The sequence below is a fragment of the Streptomyces iconiensis genome (assembly GCF_028657195.3).
Classification (GTDB): Bacteria; Actinomycetota; Actinomycetes; order Streptomycetales; family Streptomycetaceae; genus Streptomyces; species Streptomyces iconiensis.
This window is the reverse complement of sequence record NZ_JANCPR020000014.1, coordinates 182,675-200,092: the sequence shown is the minus strand read 5'-3', so window position 1 is coordinate 200,092 and position 17,418 is coordinate 182,675. Positions and strand designations below refer to the sequence as shown.

At 71.2% G+C, this 17,418-nt stretch carries 15 protein-coding genes; 10 read left to right on the top strand and 5 right to left on the bottom strand.

All coding sequences use genetic code 11. The features are described 5' to 3' along the window. Positions 1-39: 39 nt before the first annotated feature. From NMN56_RS16715 to NMN56_RS16705, 3 genes are all read right to left on the bottom strand, one after another. Positions 40-3,114 carry a bifunctional [glutamine synthetase] adenylyltransferase/[glutamine synthetase]-adenylyl-L-tyrosine phosphorylase gene (locus tag NMN56_RS16715; protein WP_283742488.1) on the bottom strand — a complete coding sequence of 1,025 codons (3,075 nt, stop codon included), beginning with the start codon at positions 3,112-3,114 and terminating at the stop codon, positions 40-42. Positions 3,115-3,287: 173 nt separating this feature from the next. Further along, the gene (locus tag NMN56_RS16710) at positions 3,288-4,649 is read right to left on the bottom strand and encodes a glutamine synthetase family protein (RefSeq protein WP_274039479.1); all 1,362 of its coding nucleotides are present in this window, start codon (positions 4,647-4,649) and stop codon (positions 3,288-3,290) included. A 218-nt stretch (positions 4,650-4,867) separates the two neighbouring features. Next, positions 4,868-5,878 (bottom strand): LacI family DNA-binding transcriptional regulator, encoded by a 1,011-nt coding sequence (locus tag NMN56_RS16705; protein ID WP_274039480.1) that lies wholly within the window; start codon positions 5,876-5,878, stop codon positions 4,868-4,870. A gap of 209 nt (positions 5,879-6,087) precedes the next feature. Between NMN56_RS16705 and NMN56_RS16700 the strand changes: the two genes are divergently transcribed. The 10 genes from NMN56_RS16700 (at position 6,088) to NMN56_RS16655 (ending at position 15,305) form a co-directional block, all read left to right on the top strand. After that, a complete protein-coding gene (locus NMN56_RS16700) occupies positions 6,088-6,840 on the top strand; it encodes a glutamine amidotransferase (protein WP_274039481.1) in 753 nt (250 codons plus the stop codon). A gap of 6 nt (positions 6,841-6,846) precedes the next feature. Next, positions 6,847-7,392: a hypothetical protein gene (locus NMN56_RS16695; protein WP_274039482.1), complete on the top strand. Its 546-nt coding sequence runs from the start codon at positions 6,847-6,849 to the stop codon at positions 7,390-7,392. Continuing rightward, on the top strand, positions 7,389-8,411 hold the full coding sequence (locus NMN56_RS16690; protein WP_274039483.1) for a DMT family transporter: 1,023 nt from the start codon (positions 7,389-7,391) through the stop codon (positions 8,409-8,411). The genes NMN56_RS16695 and NMN56_RS16690 overlap by 4 nt, the downstream gene beginning before the upstream one ends. A gap of 92 nt (positions 8,412-8,503) precedes the next feature. After that, the gene (locus NMN56_RS16685; protein ID WP_280842605.1) at positions 8,504-9,541 is read left to right on the top strand and encodes a phosphotriesterase family protein; all 1,038 of its coding nucleotides are present in this window, start codon (positions 8,504-8,506) and stop codon (positions 9,539-9,541) included. A 164-nt stretch (positions 9,542-9,705) separates the two neighbouring features. Next, complete coding sequence (locus NMN56_RS16680) at positions 9,706-10,821, top strand: LLM class flavin-dependent oxidoreductase (protein ID WP_274039956.1); 1,116 nt, start codon at positions 9,706-9,708, stop codon at positions 10,819-10,821. Then, a complete protein-coding gene (locus tag NMN56_RS16675; RefSeq protein ID WP_274039485.1) occupies positions 10,818-11,519 on the top strand; it encodes an FMN reductase in 702 nt (233 codons plus the stop codon). The genes NMN56_RS16680 and NMN56_RS16675 overlap by 4 nt, the downstream gene beginning before the upstream one ends. Positions 11,520-11,658: 139 nt before the next feature. After that, positions 11,659-12,198 (top strand): RICIN domain-containing protein, encoded by a 540-nt coding sequence (locus NMN56_RS16670; RefSeq protein ID WP_274039486.1) that lies wholly within the window; start codon positions 11,659-11,661, stop codon positions 12,196-12,198. Positions 12,199-12,616: 418 nt separating this feature from the next. Then, positions 12,617-13,561, top strand: a complete 945-nt coding sequence (locus NMN56_RS16665; protein ID WP_274039487.1) for a polyprenyl synthetase family protein — start codon at positions 12,617-12,619, stop codon at positions 13,559-13,561. A gap of 95 nt (positions 13,562-13,656) precedes the next feature. After that, positions 13,657-14,553, top strand: a complete 897-nt coding sequence (locus NMN56_RS16660; protein ID WP_274039488.1) for an ABC transporter ATP-binding protein — start codon at positions 13,657-13,659, stop codon at positions 14,551-14,553. After that, complete coding sequence (locus NMN56_RS16655; RefSeq protein WP_274039489.1) at positions 14,550-15,305, top strand: ABC transporter permease; 756 nt, start codon at positions 14,550-14,552, stop codon at positions 15,303-15,305. Before NMN56_RS16660 ends, NMN56_RS16655 begins: the two co-directional genes overlap by 4 nt. A 293-nt stretch (positions 15,306-15,598) precedes the next feature. Here the strand turns inward: NMN56_RS16655 and NMN56_RS16650 are convergent, their stop codons facing one another. Beyond that, the gene (locus NMN56_RS16650; protein ID WP_274039490.1) at positions 15,599-15,754 is read right to left on the bottom strand and encodes a hypothetical protein; all 156 of its coding nucleotides are present in this window, start codon (positions 15,752-15,754) and stop codon (positions 15,599-15,601) included. A gap of 308 nt (positions 15,755-16,062) precedes the next feature. Then, complete coding sequence (locus tag NMN56_RS16645; RefSeq protein ID WP_274039491.1) at positions 16,063-17,139, bottom strand: terpene synthase family protein; 1,077 nt, start codon at positions 17,137-17,139, stop codon at positions 16,063-16,065. Positions 17,140-17,418 lie beyond the last annotated feature (279 nt).

Below are 17,418 nucleotides of genomic sequence, written 5' to 3'. Positions count from 1 at the left end.
CCCAAGAACAAACAGGCGCAGGGGGCGAAGCCCGCACGCCTACGCAGCGCCATAGAACAACCGCTCAACAACCAACCGAGCCCGCCGAGTCACCCGACGGGAGTCGTCCAGCATCTCCCCCACATGCCCCGGCCCATACCCCAGATACCGCCCCACCCCCGCCAGCTCCCGCGACTCCGAAGGAAACGTGTCCGCGGGCCGCCCCCGCACCCCCCGCACCAACGTCACCGCGTTACGCAGCCGCGAAGCCAGCACCCACGCCTCGTCGAGGACACGCGCGTCCTCCTGCCCCAGCAGGCCCGCCGCGAGCGCAGCGGCCAACGCGGCCCGCGTCCGCGTGGTCCGCAGCCCGGCGACCTCCGCCCCATGCCGCAACTGCAAAAGCTGCACGGTCCACTCGACATCCGTAAGCCCCCCACGCCCGAGCTTCATATGGGTCGTGGGGTCGGCGCCCCGCGGCAGCCGCTCGCTCTCCATCCGCGCCTTGAGGCGCCGGATCTCCCGGACGGCGTCGTCGTCGGGCCCGCCCACCGGATACCGCAGCGGATCGACGAGCGCGAGGAACCGCGCCCCCAGGTCCTCGTCCCCCGCGACGTACTGCGCACGCAGCAGCGCCTGGCTCTCCCACACCAGCGACCAGCGCCGGTAGTACGCGGCGTACGAGCTGAGCGAGCGCACGAGCGCCCCCGACTTGCCCTCCGGACGCAGGTCGGCGTCGATGACCAGCGGCGGATCGGCGGTGGGCAGCTGCAGCAGCCGCCGCATCTCGGTGGCGACGGCGAAGGCGGCCTTGCCCGCCTCCTGCTCGTCGATCCCGTCCCGCGGTTCGTGGACGAAGAGGACATCGGCGTCGGAGCCGTATCCCATCTCGTGCCCGCCGAAGCGGCCGAGCCCGATGACGGTGAACCTGGCGGGAAGCTCGTCGCCCCACTGGGCGCCCACGGCGGCGCGCAGCGCGCCGGAGAGGGTGGCGGAGTTGAGGTCGGTGAGCGCGTCACCGACGCGGTCGAGGGAGGCGGCCGGGTCCTGGGGCGCGGCGCCCTCGGTCCCGTAGGCACCGATGAGGTCGGCCGCCGCGGTACGGAACAGCTCGCGGCGGCGCACACCGCGCGCCGCGACGACGGCCTGTTCGGCGTCTCCGGCGCGGCCGACCGCTGACAGCGTCTCCTGCACGAGCGCGGTCCTGCTGCGGGGCCGCAGTCCGTGCTCGTCACCGAGGATCGCCACGGCCTCGGGGGCACGCAGCAGCAGGTCGGGGGCGTAGCGGCCGGCGGACAGCACGCGGGCGAGGTTCTCGGCCGCCGCGCCCTCGTCGCGCAGGAGCCGCAGGTACCAGGGGGTCTTGCCGAGCGCGTCGGAGACCTTGCGGAAGCCGAGGAGCCCGGCGTCGGGGTCGGCCGAGTCGGCGAACCAGCCGAGCAGTACGGGCAGCAGGGTGCGCTGGATGGCCGCCTTGCGGCTGACGCCGGAGGCGAGGGCCTCCAGGTGGCGCAGGGCAGCGCCGGGGTCGGCGTAGCCGAGCGCTTCGAGGCGCTGGACCGCGGCCTTCGGGGACAGCCGCGCCTCGCCCACGTCCAGCTGTGCCACGGCGTCGAGGAGCGGCCGGTAGAAGAGCTTCTCGTGCAGGCGCCGTACGGCGGCGGCGTGCCGCCGCCACGCCTTGTGCAGCTCGGCGACGGGCTCGCTGCGGTAGCCGAGGGAGCGGCCCAGGCGCCGCTGGTCCGCGTCGGAGGAGGGCATGAGGTGGGTGCGGCGCATCTGGTAGAGCTGGATGCGGTGCTCCATGGTGCGCAGGAAGCGGTACGCGGAGTCGAGCGAGGCGGCGTCCTGGCGTCCGACGTAGCCGCCGGCGGCGAGCGCGTCGAGTGCGTCGAGCGTGGTGGAGCTGCGGAGTGTGGGGTCGCCGCGGCCGTGCACGAGTTGGAGCAGCTGTACGGCGAACTCGACGTCGCGCAGCCCGCCGGGGCCGAGCTTCAGCTCGCGGTCGAGCTGCGCGGCGGGGATGCTGGCGACGACGCGGCGGCGCATCTGCTGGGTGTCGGTGACGAAGTTCTCGCGGTCGGCCGCCTGCCACACCATCGGCGCGACGGCCTCGACGTACTCCGCACCGAGCGCGAGGTCCCCTGCGACCGGCCTGGCCTTGAGGAGGGCCTGGAACTCCCAGGTCTTGGCCCACCGTTGGTAGTAGGCGACATGGCTGCTGAGGGTCCGTACGAGGGGTCCGTTGCGGCCCTCGGGGCGGAGGTTGGCGTCGACGGGCCAGATGGTGCCCTCGGGTGTGCTGTCGGAGCAGATGCGCATCATGTGCGCCGCCAGCCGGGTAGCGGCCCTGAGCGCCTCGCCCTCGGCGTCGCCCCCGCCGGCGCCCTTCGCTCCGTTCGTCGCGTTCGTCCCGTCCGCTCCCCTCGCCTCCCTCGCCTCCCTGTCAGCCGGTCCGCCGCCCGCAGGCTCGGCGACGTAGACGACATCCACGTCGGAGACGTAGTTCAGCTCGTGGCCGCCGCACTTGCCCATGGCGATGACGGCGAGCCTGCACAGCGCGGCGTCCTCGGGTGCCTCGGCCTCGGCGAGCCGGAGCGCGGCGCGCAGGGTGGCGGTGGCCAGGTCGGCGAGTTCGGCGGCGGTCTCGGCGACATCGCTGGTCCCGCACACGTCGCGGGCCGCGATCGACAGGATCGCGCGGCGGTAGGCGACGCGCAAGGTGTCGGGGCTGACGACGTCGCTGAGCGCTTCCTCGAACTCCTCGACACCGGGGTGCAGGTCCGTGGACTCGTAGGTGACCAGGGCCTTCCAGTCGTGCGGGTGCGTGGCCAGGTGGTCGGCGAGCGCGGCGGAGGCGCCGAGCACTCCGAGCAGCCGGTCGCGCAGGGGCTTGGCGGTGCGCACGGTGTCCAGAAGGGTCTGCGCCTCGGTGTCCAGCGCCTCGACGAGCCGGACGAGTCCGATCAGCGCGAGGTCGGGGTCGGCCGTGGCGCCGAGCGCGTCGAGGAAGAGGGTGTCGGTGCGCAGCGTCGCCAGTTCGGGTTCGTCCAGCAGCCGTGCCGCTGCCGCCGGGTCCGCGAACCCGTACCGCAGCAGCCTCCTGAACGCACTGTCCGGCCGTCCGCTGACCACCTGAAGGCTCCTCTCGTCTCCACACACCGACCGCACCACGCCCACCAGCCCCACCGGCCGCGCCTGCCCGGGCACGACGGGCGTACCCGGCGGCGGGCGTGCGTCGCCCAACGGCGGGCCGTGCCCCACGGCGCAACGGGAGGGGCGTGCCCGCGGACACGTCGGGCGTGGCATTACAGCACGGGCAACGACTTGCGCAGCTCGAACGCGGTCACCTCGGAGCGGTACTCCTCCCACTCCTGCTTCTTGTTGCGCAGGAAGAAGTCGAAGACATGCTCGCCCAGCGTCTGGGCGACGAGTTCGCTGCGCTCCATGAGGCTGATGGCCTCGCCGAGGTTCTGCGGCAGCGGCTCGATGCCCATCGCGCGCCGCTCGGCGTCGGAGAGCGCCCATACGTCGTCGTCGGCGCCGGGCGGCAGCTCGTAGCTCTCCTCGATGCCCTTGAGCCCGGCGGCGAGCAGGACGGCGTAGGCGAGGTAGGGGTTGGCTCCGGCGTCGAGGGAGCGCATCTCGATCCGCGTCGAGCCGGTCTTGCCCGGCTTGTACATGGGCACGCGCACGAGCGCCGAGCGGTTGTTGTGGCCCCAGCAGATGTACGAGGGCGACTCGCCGCCCTCTCCCGCCGTGCGGTTGGCACCGCCCCAGATGCGCTTGTAGGAGTTGACCCACTGGTTGGTGACGGCGGAGATCTCGCCGGCGTGCTTGAGCAGGCCGGCGATGAAGGAGCGGCCGACCTTGGAGAGCTGGTACTCGGAGCCCGACTCGTAGAACGCGTTGCGGTCGCCCTCGAAGAGGGAGAGGTGGGTGTGCATGCCGGAGCCGGGATACTCCGAGAACGGCTTGGGCATGAAGGTGGCCTGGACGCCCTGTTCGAGCGCGACCTGCTTCATGACCAGGCGGAACGTCATGATGTTGTCGGCCGTCGACAGCGCGTCCGCGTACCGCAGGTCGATCTCCTGCTGGCCGGGGGCTCCTTCGTGATGGGAGAACTCGACGGAGATCCCCATGGACTCCAGCATCGTGATGGCCTGGCGGCGGAAGTCCATGCCGACGTTCTGCGGGGTGTGGTCGAAGTACCCGGAGGAGTCGGCGGGCACCGGGCGGGTGCCGTCGACGGGCTTGTCCTTGAGCAGGAAGAACTCTATCTCGGGGTGGATGTAGAAGGTGAAGCCGAGGTCGGAGGCGCGGGCGAGGGCCCGCTTGAGCACGTAGCGGGGGTCGGCGTAGGACGGCGAACCGTCCGGCATGAGGATGTCGCAGAACATCCGGGCCGTACCCGGGGCCTCGGCCCGCCACGGCAGTATCTGGAAGGTGCTGGGGTCCGGTTTGGCGATCATGTCCGACTCGTAGACCCGCGCGAAGCCCTCGATGGCGGAGCCGTCGAAGCCCATGCCCTCGTCGAACGCCTGCTCAAGCTCGGCGGGCGCCACGGCGACGGACTTGAGGAACCCGAGAACGTCGGTGAACCAGAGCCGGACGAACCGGATGTCGCGCTCCTCCAGCGTCCGGAGCACGAACTCCTGCTGTTTATCCATCGCTAATCCACCCATCCTCGCTGGTCCGGCCGGCCTCTCCGGACCTCGTGATCACAGGCCGCTTACGTGACACCCATGAGCGTCCCGCCTCCCCGTTTCGCGCAGATTACGCGGGTGCCGGCGGTGGCCCACGACCATTGCACCAGACACCGGCGACCCGGGCCGCATCCACGGCCTGCGGATCGGCTCGGCCGGGCCGCCCGGCCCGGCGCCCGGGGTCAGGTGGCGGGGGCCGTGGCCGAGCCGCGGATGACGAGGTGCAGCGGGAAGACCCGGGTGACGCGCTCGCCGCCGGGGTCCTCGATCCGGGCCTGTACGAGGTCGAGCGCCGAGCGGGCCAGGTCGGCGACGGGCTGCTGGAGAGTGGTGAGCTTGGGCCGCAGCCACTCGCCGACGCGGATGCCGTCGCAGCCGACGACGGACAGGTCCTCGGGGATGCGCAGTCCGTGCAGCCCGGCGGCCGAGAGCATGCCGACGGCGACGATGTCGCTGCCGGCGAAGACGGCGGTGGGCGGTTCGGCCGCGCCGGTCAGGTACGGGAAGGTACTGGCGCCGAACTGCTCGGTGTAGGGCCCGTGCAGGACGAGTGCCTCGTCCACGGGCAGCCCTGCGTGCTCCATCGCCTCGCGGTAGCCGCGCAGCCGGTCGCGGCTGGTGGACAGCTCGGGCGGGCCCGCGACATGCGCGATACGGCGGTGCCCGAGCTGGGCGAGGTAGGCGGTGGCCTGGTAGGCGCCGCCGTAGTTGTCGACGGAGATGGCGTCGGCCCGCGAGGTGTCGGCGATCTCCTCGTCCAGGACGACGACGGGAAGCCCGCCGCTGATGGCCTTGACGAGACGGGGATTGCGGCGGTGGATGCCGACGTAGATCATGCCGTCCACCGCCTCGGTACGCGCGACCAGTTCGCTCAGGCTGGACTCGCGGCGGGCCTGCTGCCCGGTGACGCCGACGACGAGCGCCACTCCGCTCGCGGCGGCCGTCGCGGCGATCTCCTCGGCCAGTTCGGCGAAGAACGGGTTGACGAGGTCGGGAACGATCAGCGCGACGACGGGGCTGTTCTCCGGCGCCGGCGGCGGCGCGGCGGAGGGCGGCGCCTCGTACCCCAGCTCGCGGACCGCGGCGTCGATGCGCTCGGCGGTCTCCGGGTTCACCTTCAGCTGCCCGCGCAGATACCGGGACACCGTCGAGACCGAGACGTGCGCGTGTTGCGCAACACGGGCCAGCGTCACGGTCTTCTCCTCTTTGCCGGTGTGCGCATACGGCTGCCGAGTGTACCGACCTTCCCCGTTCCCTCCCCCTCGACCGCACTCGCCTCCCACGTGGGCAGCGTCTGTTGGCACCCATCGGCCGTACCCATTGACTGCGCACAACAGCGGACTTAGCGTTGCGCAACACAAGGCAATACCGAGCAATATTTGCGCAACACTAGGAGACAAGAATGGCCCGCGTCCTCCTCGCAGGCGAGTCCTGGATCAATGCCTCGACCGATTTCAAGGGCTACGACGCCTTCCCGCACGCACAGCTCGAAGTGGGCGCGACCCCGCTCATCGAGGCGCTGGAGGCCGAGGGACACCAGGTGACCCACCTGCCCTCGCACGCGGTGGCGACCGACTTCCCCGAGACGCTGGAGAAGCTCGGCGCCTACGACGTCGTGATCCTCTCCGACATCGGCGCCAACTCGCTGCTGCTCCCCCCGCAGGTCTTCGCGCAGGGGCGTCCCTTCCCCAACCGGCTGAAGCTGCTCGCCGAGTGGGTGCGCCAGGGCGGCGGCCTCGCGATGGCGGGCGGCTACCTGAGCTTCCAGGGCTTCCAGGCCAAGGCCAACTACCACGACACCGCCGTCGAGGCCGTGCTGCCCGTCTCGATCCTCCCGTACGACGACCGCGTGGAGTGCCCCGAAGGCGTCTCCGGCGAACTGACCGACCAGGCCCACCCGGTGACCGCCGGGCTGGACGCCACCTGGCCGATCCTGCTCGGCTACCAGAAGCTCACGGCGAAGCCGGAAGCCCAGGTGCTCGCCACGGTCGAGTCCCGTCCGCTGCTGGCCGTACGGGAAGAGGGCGCGGGGCGCACCCTGGCCTTCGCCTCCGACATCTCCCCGCACTGGGCCCCCACCGAGTTCATCGAGTGGAAGGGCTACCAGCGCCTGTTCCACCAGGCCATCTCCTGGCTCGCGGCAAGCGCGGAGTGACTCCCGATGCCGACATCAGGGATCACGGTGGTGGGCAGCCTCAGCACGGACCTGCGGCCGAGCGCCGCACGGCTGCCCCGTAACGGAGAGACGACAGCGGCGTCCGGGCCGGCCCGTTCCATCGGCGGCAAGCGCGGTCGCGGCGGCTACCCGGCGGTCGCCGCCGCGCGGCCCGGACGCCGGGTCTCCATGGCCGGTGCCGCCGGCCGTCGCGCTGTGGGAGCGGCCCGGGCCGGCACGGCCCCGGCGGGTGCCTCACGGGCCCCCGCCACCGTGGACGACGTCGCGGCACCGGCTCGTACGCTGTCCCTGGAAGGGGACCTCGTCGTCACCCTCGGAGCCGGCGGCAGCGCCGTCGTGCCACGCCGCGCAGGCCGGGCGACCCGCGTACCGGCGCGCGGCGGCGCCTCCCCCGTCGAGTCCGCCCGCCGGGCGGGCGCCGTGGCCTCGGTCACCACCGCACGGCACGGCGGGCCGGGCTCTCTGCCCGCCGGCGCCGATGTGCCCGGGTCCCCCTCCAGAACGCAGCGCGAAAGGGCGGCGACACGATGACCCATCTGACTCCCCCGGCACCCTCACCCGCCGTGGACGCCGGGCAGCCCGAGTCCCAGCGGCGCTCGGCGCGCGGCACGGCGACGGCACTGCTCGTCGTCGCGACCGTACTGGCGGGCACGCTCAGCCCGCTCCAGTCCACCGTCAACGGCGCCCTCGGAAAGGAGATCGGCGACGGGAACGCCGCCGCCGTCATCTCCTTCGGCAGCGGCCTGATCCTGATGTTCCTCATCGTCTTCGCCCGGCGCACCACCCGCCGTCAGGCCCTGGCGCTGCCCCGGCTGATCCGCGGCGGCGAGGTCGGCTGGTGGAACTATCTGGCGGGCCTGTGCGGCGGCGCCGTCGTCCTCTCCGAGGGGATCGCCGTCGGCGCGCTCGGGGTCGCCGTCTTCCAGATCGCCCTGATCTGCGGCATGGTCATATCCGGTGTCGTCTGCGACCGCTTCGGCGTCACCTCCGAGGTCAAGCAGCCCGTCTCGCCGCCCCGGCTGCTGGGCGCCGTACTGGCCGTCGCCGCCACCACCCTCGCCATCTCTCCCGCACTGCACGTGCCGGGCGCCGTCGCCCTGGCCGTGCTGCCGTTCGCCGCGGGGCTGCTGGCCGGCTGGCAGCCGGCGGGCAACGCGGCCGTCGCACGGAGCAGCGGCTCCATGCTGGTCTCGATCGGCTTCAACTTCCTCGTCGGCTTCACGGTCCTGCTCGTCGGCTACCTCGTCAGGCTCGCCACCGGCTCAGGGCACTTCGCGCTGCCCGACGCCTGGTGGATGTACACGGGCGGCGCTCTGGGGCTGCTCTCGATCGCCTTCATGGCGCTGCTCGTACGCGGCCTCGGGCTGCTGCTGCTCGGGCTCTCGTCCGTCGCGGGTCAGCTGCTGGGCTCCCTGATACTCGGCGCCGTCAGCCCCTCGCTGGGAGAGGACGTCCACCTGGCGACCATCGGCGGTACGGTGCTGGCGCTCGTCGCCGCCGGTATCGCGATGATCCCCGCCCGCAGCACGAAAGTCGCAGGCCAGTCATGAGCACCGCCCCGTCCGGGCCCACCGGACCTACCACACCCCCCGAGCCCGCTGAACCCGCCGCCGCTCCGGCCGGCGGCCGGGCCGCTCCGAGCGTGCAGACCGTGCTGGGCCCGGTGCCCGCCGACCGGCTGGGGCTCGTCCTGCCGCACGAGCACCTGTTCAACGACCTGTCCGGAGTGCAGGACCCGCCCGCCTACGGGTTCACCGAGGCGCTCCCGGACCAGCCGGTCAGCGCCTCGGTCGCGTGGGCGCTGCGGCACGACCCGTACTGCAACCGGGACAACGTCGCCGCCAAGCCGCTGGACGACGTCCTGGGGGAGATCGCGGCCTTCCGCTCCTGCGGCGGCGGCACCCTCGTCGATGTCACCTCCAGCGCGGCGATCGGCCGCGACCCGGAGCTGCTGCGGCAGGCCGCGCGGCGCGGGGGCGTGCATGTGGTCATGGGGTGCGGGGCCTACCTGGAACGATTCGAGGGCGACCGGATCTCGGCCGCCGAGGTCGAGGCCCAGGCAGCGGCCGTCGTCGCCGAGCTGGACCACGGCACGGGGCCGCACGCCGTGCGGCCGGGCATCATCGGCGAGATCGGGGTCTCCCCCGCTTTCACCGCGGCCGAGCGCGCCTCGGTGCGGGCGGCGGCGCTGGCCCAGCTCGACCGGCCGCACATCCCGCTGATGTTCCACCTGCCCGGCTGGCAGCGCAGGGCGCACGAGGTGCTGGACCTGGTACTGGACGAGGTCGGGGTCGCGCCCGACCGGGTCGTACTGGCGCACATGGACCCCTCGGGGCACGACACCGGCTACCAGGACGCGGTCGCGGCACGCGGGGTGTGGCTGGAGTTCGACATGATCGGCATGGACGTCACCTTCCCGCAGGAGGGCGCGGCCCCTGCCGCCGTGGACACGGCGGACGCGGTCGCCCGGCTCGCCCTGCGCGGGCACGCGGGGCAGCTCCTGCTCAGCCACGACCTGTTCCTGAAGCAGATGTGGACCCGGCACGGCGGCAACGGCTTCACGTTCGTGCCCACCGTCTTCGCCGAGCTGCTGGCAGCGCGGGGGCTGGACCGTGCGCTGATCGCCAATCTGACGCGGGACAACCCCGCTCGTATGCTGGCCGGAGGGGCGGCGAGCTGACCCGCCGCGGCCGTGTGGCCGTACGTTCTCGCTGGTCAGGGCCGTACCCCGGGTCCCGGGAATGCGGGACGGCCTGGGAGCATTGAGGGATGTAGTTCAACAGTCAACTACTCCCACGAGCGGACGGGACGGCGAGCACCATGACGGCCACGGCCACCACCCCCCTGCAGTTCGGGCTCTTCAGCGTCGGCGACGTGACACCCGATCCCACGACGGGGCGTACGCCGACCGAGCACGAGCGGATCAAGGCGATCCTCACCATTGCCCGCAAGGCCGAGGAGGTCGGGCTCGACGTCTTCGCCACCGGCGAGCACCACAACCCGCCGTTCGTACCGTCGTCGCCGACGACCATGCTCGGCCACATCGCCGCGCGCACCGAGAACCTGATCCTCTCGACCGCCACCACCCTCATCACCACCAACGATCCTGTGAAGATCGCCGAGGACTTCGCGATGCTCCAGCACGTCGCCGACGGCCGCGTCGACGTGATGATGGGGCGCGGGAACACGGGCCCCGTCTACCCCTGGTTCGGCCAGGACATCCGGCAGGGCATCCCGCTGGCCATCGAGAACTACGCGCTGCTGCGCAGGCTGTGGACCGAGGACGTGGTCGACTGGCAGGGCCGCTTCCGCACACCCCTGCAGGGCTTCACCTCGACCCCGCGCCCGCTCGACGGCGTCCCGCCGTTCGTGTGGCACGGCTCCATCCGCAGCCCGGAGATCGCCGAACAGGCCGCCTACTACGGGGACGGCTTCTTCGCCAACAACATCTTCTGGCCCAAGGGCCACTTCAAGAAGCTGATCAACCTCTACCGCGACCGCTTCGAGCACTACGGCCACGGCACCCGTGAGCAGGCGCTCGTCGGGCTCGGCGGCCAGGTGTTCATGCGGAGGAACTCCCAGGACGCTGTCCGTGAGTTCCGTCCGTACTTCGACAACGCGCCCGTGTACGGACACGGGCCCACGCTGGAGGAGTTCACGTCCGAGACGCCGCTGACCGTCGGCAGCCCCCAGGAGGTCATCGAGAAGACCCTGACCTTCCGCGAGTCCTTCGGCGACTACCAGCGCCAGCTGTTCCTGATGGACCACGCGGGGCTGCCGCTCAAGACCGTCCTTGAGCAGATCGACATGCTGGGCGAGGAGGTCGTCCCCGTGCTCCGCAAGGAGATGGCCGCCGGGCGCCCCGCCGGCACGGCCGAAGCGCCCACGCACGCGGCCCGGGTCGCCGCTGCTCAGGCCGCTGCCGCACGGGCCGACGAGAAGGGAGAGGCCACCGTATGACCTCCGGGACCTCCGGGACCTCCGGAAGCACAGTGAAGCTCGCCGTTGTCTCCGCCGGCATCGGCGAGCCCTCCTCCACCCGCCTCCTGGCCGACCGGCTGGCCGAGGCAACGCGCCTCGCGCCGGCCGGACAGGGCAGCGGCGACAGCGACAGCAACGGCCACGGGGCCGAGTTCCAGGTCGAGACCGAGGTACTCGAACTGCGCGAGCTGGCCTCGGAGATCGCCCACACCTTCGTCACCGGCTTCCCCGGCGGCGCCCTGCGCAGCGCGCTGGAAACGGTGAGGGAGGCCGACGGTCTGATCGCCGTCACCCCGGTCTTCTCCGCCTCCTACAGCGGCCTGTTCAAGTCGTTCTTCGACGTCGTCGGGATGACGGACGAGGACGCGCTGCGCGCCAAGCCCGTGCTGCTCGGCGCCACCGGAGGCAGCCCCCGCCACTCGCTGGTGCTGGAGCACGCCATGCGGCCCCTGTTCGCGTATCTGCGCGCGGTGACCGTTCCCACGGCTGTGTACGCGGCGACCGACGACTGGGCGGCGCCGGACGACGGAGTGACCCCGTCCCTCCCCCGCCGCATCGCCCGCGCGGGCGGCGAGTTCGCCGGCCTGCTCACCCCCGGCCGCTTCCCGGCCGGGGCGCAGGAGGACGAAGTCGTGCCGTTCGAGCAGCAGTTGGCCGCCCTGCGCCCCAATGACTGACGAATCATAGGTTTACGGCGCATGAGCCACACTTACCGGTGAATACGGTCATAATAGCTTTTCCGGTGAACACCGATGGTCCAGTCTCTCTCGCAGGCAGCACTCACCGAGGTGCTCCCGTACAAGAGGGGTGGTCCACATGCGCGTTCGTTCAACAGCTCTGCGTTGTCTCTCCGTCGCCGCTGTCACCGCAGCCGCCGTGGCAGGCGGTATGTCCACAGGGGCGCAGGCCGCCGGAGCCGCGACGGCCAAGGCACCCACCGCGGCAGTCGACAGGGTCGTGCAGATCAGGACCTTCGCCGGCAAGTGCCTGGACGTGGAAGGCGCCAGCCACGCCGACCGCGCACGCCTCATCCAGTACCGCTGCCACAACGGCGCCAACCAGAAGTTCCGGCTGCGGAGCCTGGGCGGCAACACCTGGGAGATCAGGACCTTCGCCGGCAAATGCCTGGACGTGGAAGGCGCCAGCCACGCCGACCGCGCACGCCTCATCCAGTACCGCTGCCACAACGGCGCCAACCAGAAATTCCAGTTCGTCAACGCCGGAAACGGCCGCGTGGCCATCAAGACCTTCGCGAACAAGTACTTCGACGTGCAGGGCGCCAGCCAGGCCGACCGTGCGCAGATCATCCAGTACCGCTGGAACGGCGGCGCGAACCAGAGGTTCCGCCTCGTGTGAGAGCTTGAGCGTCTGAGCGCCTCGACCTGACGGCCGTGGCCCGGTGCGGGGGCACTGGGCCACGGCCGTCAGTCTGCCCGCGCCCCTACCGCCTCACGCCCTCAACGGCCGCCTCCCGTACGGCGGTTGGGTACGCCGAGGCACCCCCGCAGCCCATCCGTACAGGGAACCACGGACGGTCGCACGCGTCAGCTGTCCGCTCTTCATATGGCCTGACCTGCCATTACCCGTTCCGGTGGCCACTCGTGGCAGCCCTGGCGTGTCGCTCGTGGCGGTCGGTTAGCTGGTGCGCGTGCACAGGTCTCACGGGTCATCGTCGGCGGCGGGGACAGCTCCGGCATTCTCCGGGGCGGACGTCTTCACATGGTCGAGGAATCTGGTCACTCCGGCTCTGAGAGCGGCCCTGGAAGAGCTGCCGGTGGCCGAGCGGGAGGTCGTCGCCTTTCACAGGGGATGGAAGACCGCGGTCCCCGGCACGGCCGCGCCGACCGGCCAGGACGGCGGAGGCAAGGCGCTGCGGCCCGCGTTGGCTTTCCTGTCGGCGGCGGCGGTGGGCGCCGAGCCCGCCTCCGTGCTCGCGGGGGCCGTCGCCGTTGAGCTCGTGCACGACTTCTCCCTCGTACACGACGACGTCATCGACGCGGACCCGCTGCGGCGCCACCGGCCCGCCGTGTGGAAGGAGTTCGGGACACCGACGGCCGTGCTCGTCGGTGACGCACTGCTCGCGCGCGCCATGGGCCACCTGGCCAAGGCGCCGGGGCCTGCGGGCGGTCGCGCGGTGCGGGAGCTGGCGGCGGCGCTGGAGCGGCTGTTGCTGGGGCAGAGCCAGGATGTCGCGTTCGAGAAGGCCGAACGTATCTCGGTGGCCGAGTACCTGGAGATGGCCGCCGGCAAGACCGGCGCGCTGACCGGTTGCGCGTGCGCCCTGGGCGGGCTGCTGCCGGGGCTGCCGGAACGGCGGGTGAACAAGCTGAGGGACTTCGGCCGGCATCTGGGGATCGCCTTCCAGTGCGCCGACGACGTCCTGGGCATCTGGGGCCTGCCCGAACGCAGCGGCAAACCGGTGGGCGCCGATGTCGCGGCCCGTAAGAAGTCCCTGCCTGTCGTGGCGGCGCTGGCCGCCGACAACCAGGCGGGCCGGGACCTCAACGCGCTGTACGGGCAGAGCGATCCGTTCAGCGCCCAGGACGTGCACCGGGCGACGCGGCTGATCGAAGAGGCCGGCGGCAGGGCGGCTGCGGAACAGGAGGCGGCGCGGCAGGTGGATCACGCCATGCGCGCGCTCTCCGGGGCCGAACCCGTGGGCCATGTGTACCGCCAACTGCACGACCTGGCCAGGTCGTTGATCCGGAGGGACCACTGAAACCGTACCGGGAAGGCGCGTTGCGGAAGGGCGCGCCCCGTGAGGGCAGGACGAGCGGTGGCGCGTCGGGAGAGAGCCGCACACCAGGGGAGGGCATGTCGCCGGAGAGCGCGAGACCATCCGAACGGCGGGCAACGGCCGGTGAGCCACTGGCCGTCAGCGCCTACGGCCTGGGGGTGACCCGGGGCCGGACCCAGCTGCTGTCCGACATCAGCTTCGGCGTACCGCGCGGCACCATCGTGGGCCTGCTGGGGCCCAGCGGCTGCGGCAAGACGACCCTGCTGCGCTGCGTCATGGGCATCCAGGGCGGGACCACAGGGCATGTGCAGGTCCTGTGCCACTCGGCAGGGGCCAAGGCCCTGCGTACCCGGGTCGGCTATGTGACCCAGGCGCCCTCCGTCTACGCGGACCTGACGGTGCTGGAGAACCTCCAGTACTTCTCGGCCGCGCTGGGACTGCGCGGGTGGCGGCGGGAGAACGCTGTCGTACGAGTGATCAAGGAAGTGGATCTGGCCGAGTACGCCGACCGCCCGGTCAAGCGGCTGTCGGGGGGCCAGTACTCACGCGTCTCCCTCGCTGTGGCGCTGCTGGGCACGCCCGATCTGCTGGTCATGGACGAACCGACGGTGGGACTCGACCCGTTGGTACGCCGCGAGCTGTGGAGCGTGTTCCGCAGGCTCGCCGAGGGAGGAACCACCCTGATGGTCTCCAGTCACGTCATGGACGAGGCGGACCGCTGCGACCGGCTGCTGCTGATGCGCGAGGGGCAACTGCTGGCCTCCTGCAACCGTGCCGAACTGCTCGCGCACACCGGGAGCGGCAGCGTCGAGGAGGCGTTCGCGCGGCTGGTGCCCCGCAAGGAGTCCGCATGCGGTCCCGCGCGGCGCGGACGGGGGGCGGCGCTGGGAGAGGCCGGCTCGTCCCCGCTGCTGGGAGAGGCACTGCCGGAACCGCTGTCGCTGTCCTTCTTCCCCGAGGAGCCCTGTTCGTGAAGTCCTCCCGCAGGCAGTTGCCCTTCACCCTGAGCGTGACCCTGTCCACCGCGAGGCGCGTGCTGCGCCAGCTCTCCAGGGACCGGGGCAGCATCGTGCTGATGCTGGGCATCCCGTGCATGCTGATGGTGCTGCTGAAGCTCATGTTCGACCACACCAACAGCACCTTCGAGCGGGTCGGGCCCCAGGTGTTCGGAGTCTTCCCGCTGATCGTGATGTACCTGGTGGCCTCGGTCTCCATGCTGCGCGAGCGCACCAGCGGTACGGCGGAACGGCTGTTGACGCTGCCCGTGCAGCGCCTGGACATCATCCTCGGCTACAGCCTGGCGTTCGGGTTCCTCGCCCTCCTCCAGGCCCTCGCCTCCACCCTGCTCGTCGTATGGCCGCTGGGGCTCGACACGAAGGGGCCCGCCTATCTGCTGATGGCCATCGCCATGCTCGGCGCGCTTCTCGGTCTCGCGCTGGGCCTGTTGGTCAGCGCTTTCGCGCGCAACGAGTTCCAGGCGGTGCAGTTCCTGCCTGCCGGGGTGCTGCCGCAGTTCCTGCTGTGCGGCCTGTTCCTGCCCCGCTCGGAGATGCACGGGGCGCTCGACGGCCTCTCCCAGGTGATGCCGATGACGTACGCGGTCCAGGCGGCCGGAGAGGTCGCCCGGCACGGCGGGATCACCGGCATCTTCGTCCGGGACGCCATCGTGGTGCTGCTGTGCGTCATCGCCGTATTGGTGGCGAGCGCCGCGACGCTGAAACGCTGAACGGCCCCGCGGCCCGCTCTCCCCTCCCTTTTCCCCTTCCCCTCCCGGTACGGGAAAGCGATGCGGGCCTGCGGGCAGGAGCAGGAAGGCGGCGGCTCAGGAATACGGCACGGGAATGCGGGGGCCGGTATGGAAAATGAGGCAGGAAAGAAGCTCTGAAAACATTACGGAAAGCTGCAACGGAAATCCGCAAAGCCGCCCCGGAGAGCGGCGGACGAATACGGGCCACGCAGTTGCGGGGTGTACGTGATCCAGCAAAGGATTACGTACACCCCGCAGTCAGTTGCCGCCCGTTACATGTTCCAGTTGAATCCACCGGAGAACTGTCCGCGCCGCGGGACCTGGAAGGGCCCCATCGAAACGGTGTCCCGCGGATCCTGCGCCGTCCCCCAGTCACCCGGTGCGTCGGCCGCCGAGCTGGGGGCCTTCTGCACCTCGGGGGCCGCCATCGCGACTCCCGTACCGCCGAATGTGGCCAATGTGACGGCAATGACGGACGATACGGCAGCGCGGCGGAAAAAGGACATCATATCTCCTCTGAAATGTGTGCGTTCAAGCATGCCGACGCATCAAGTATTGCCAGCCGCAAGGAACTTGAATAGCGCCGCATCGACAATTACCACTAAAGAGGAAGGGCTCGCAGTCCGCTTGATTCAGCAGAAAAGCAGGGTGCTTGAGTGGGCGCGGAACGGCGAAGAGCCCGGCCCCCAGGGGGCCGGGCTCGGTCGTCGCGGTCGCTGTGCGCCAGGAGCGGCGCTCAGGCGCCGATCAGGTCGCGGTCCCACCACCAGGCCACGCTCGGTGCGGGCAACGGAGCGCGTGTGGTGACGGCCGGCCGCTCGGCCCACTCCAGCGCGGCGTCCCCCATGGCCTCGTCGGGGACGCGCCCCAGCGACAGATAGCGCGGGACACGCAGGCCCCATTCGGCGTTGCCACGGATACCGAAGGACAGTCCGTCCAGGTAGCAGCGCAGCTCTTCACCGGCGCGCCGGCGTACCCGCTCATGAACGTCGAGGTAGCGCAGCAGCACGCGGTCGCGCAGTGCTGTCGCCGCGCGCACGGCCTCCCGCACCGTCAGGTCCTCGTGGCGCATCAGGACGCTGTAGATGTTCTGGTCGGTGTGGCCGCGCTTCATCTCCTTGAGCAGCGAGTGGCTGTCGTTGTCGAGCGCGGCCACCATGATGGCCATCTCCGTCAGCGCGCGGACGGCGGGATGCTCAAGCTCGGCGGCCGGCACCTCCATGCCGGTCGCCAACTCCAGCATCGCGAACGTCGGTTCGCCTCCTGCGGACAGCAGCCGCATCGCCAGGAACTCGTCCAGCTCCGGCATGCGCCCAGCGGCTGCGTTGCCGATCTGCCAGGCCACGCCCGACAGCCACGCCCGGTGTGCGGCACCGAAGCGCCGCACGAGTGCCGGCTGGCCGAAGGAGCGGAACATGGCCGCGATGCCCTGCAGCGCCGGGATGAACCGCTCCTCCTCGTGCCGGGCCGAGGGCGCCTCCAGGCCCCGCTGCACGGCGCCCGCCAGCGCGTTGAAGGCGGCGGGTCGCGTACTGAGCGGCCCGTTGTCACAGCGCGCGTCATCGAACGCGAAGCCCCAGTAGACCCACAGCGAGGTCGCCAGCAGCCGGTCGTCGTCGGCCACGGGCGCGAACCGGGCGAAGAAGTCGGCGCTGTGCGTGGCCACGACCCAGTCACGCTCACTCGGCGTGGCACACATGGTGCTGTTCTCGATCCACTCCTCGGCCCGCGCCTCGACCTGCGCGGCCCGACGGTGCCGCGCGGACTCCAACGGACACCAGATGAGCGGCAGTTCCACTTCGGACAATGACATCCGCACCACACCCCACAACGACGCCTCACCCTGACATAAGCACCTAAGCAGGGCGGGTCAGCCGGAAGCACCTGGTACCAGGCGAACCGCTCGATGGTGTGGTACGAGCGGTCACGTGGCCTGATGATCGGCGCGGTGGGCCCCGCACCGGCGGCGCCAGCCAGTGTCCGGCACCGCCCCCGAACAGGAGAGGACCGTCAGAGGTGCTTGCCGCGTCGTACCGGGCGACCATGGGGCGTCCGGGTTCCCCTGCGGTGTCCGAGCCGGGCTCGTCGGCGC

Coding starts and splice junctions, on each gene's coding strand:
- NMN56_RS16710 (WP_274039479.1), bottom strand. CDS start 4,649: ATGGATAAACAGCAGGAGTTCGTGCTCCGGACGCTGGAGGAGCGCGAC.
- NMN56_RS16700 (WP_274039481.1), top strand. CDS start 6,088: ATGGCCCGCGTCCTCCTCGCAGGCGAGTCCTGGATCAATGCCTCGACC.
- NMN56_RS16695 (WP_274039482.1), top strand. CDS start 6,847: ATGCCGACATCAGGGATCACGGTGGTGGGCAGCCTCAGCACGGACCTG.
- NMN56_RS16690 (WP_274039483.1), top strand. CDS start 7,389: ATGACCCATCTGACTCCCCCGGCACCCTCACCCGCCGTGGACGCCGGG.
- NMN56_RS16675 (WP_274039485.1), top strand. CDS start 10,818: ATGACCTCCGGGACCTCCGGGACCTCCGGAAGCACAGTGAAGCTCGCC.
- NMN56_RS16670 (WP_274039486.1), top strand. CDS start 11,659: ATGCGCGTTCGTTCAACAGCTCTGCGTTGTCTCTCCGTCGCCGCTGTC.
- NMN56_RS16660 (WP_274039488.1), top strand. CDS start 13,657: ATGTCGCCGGAGAGCGCGAGACCATCCGAACGGCGGGCAACGGCCGGT.
- NMN56_RS16650 (WP_274039490.1), bottom strand. CDS start 15,754: ATGGCGGCCCCCGAGGTGCAGAAGGCCCCCAGCTCGGCGGCCGACGCA.
- NMN56_RS16645 (WP_274039491.1), bottom strand. CDS start 17,139: ATGTCATTGTCCGAAGTGGAACTGCCGCTCATCTGGTGTCCGTTGGAG.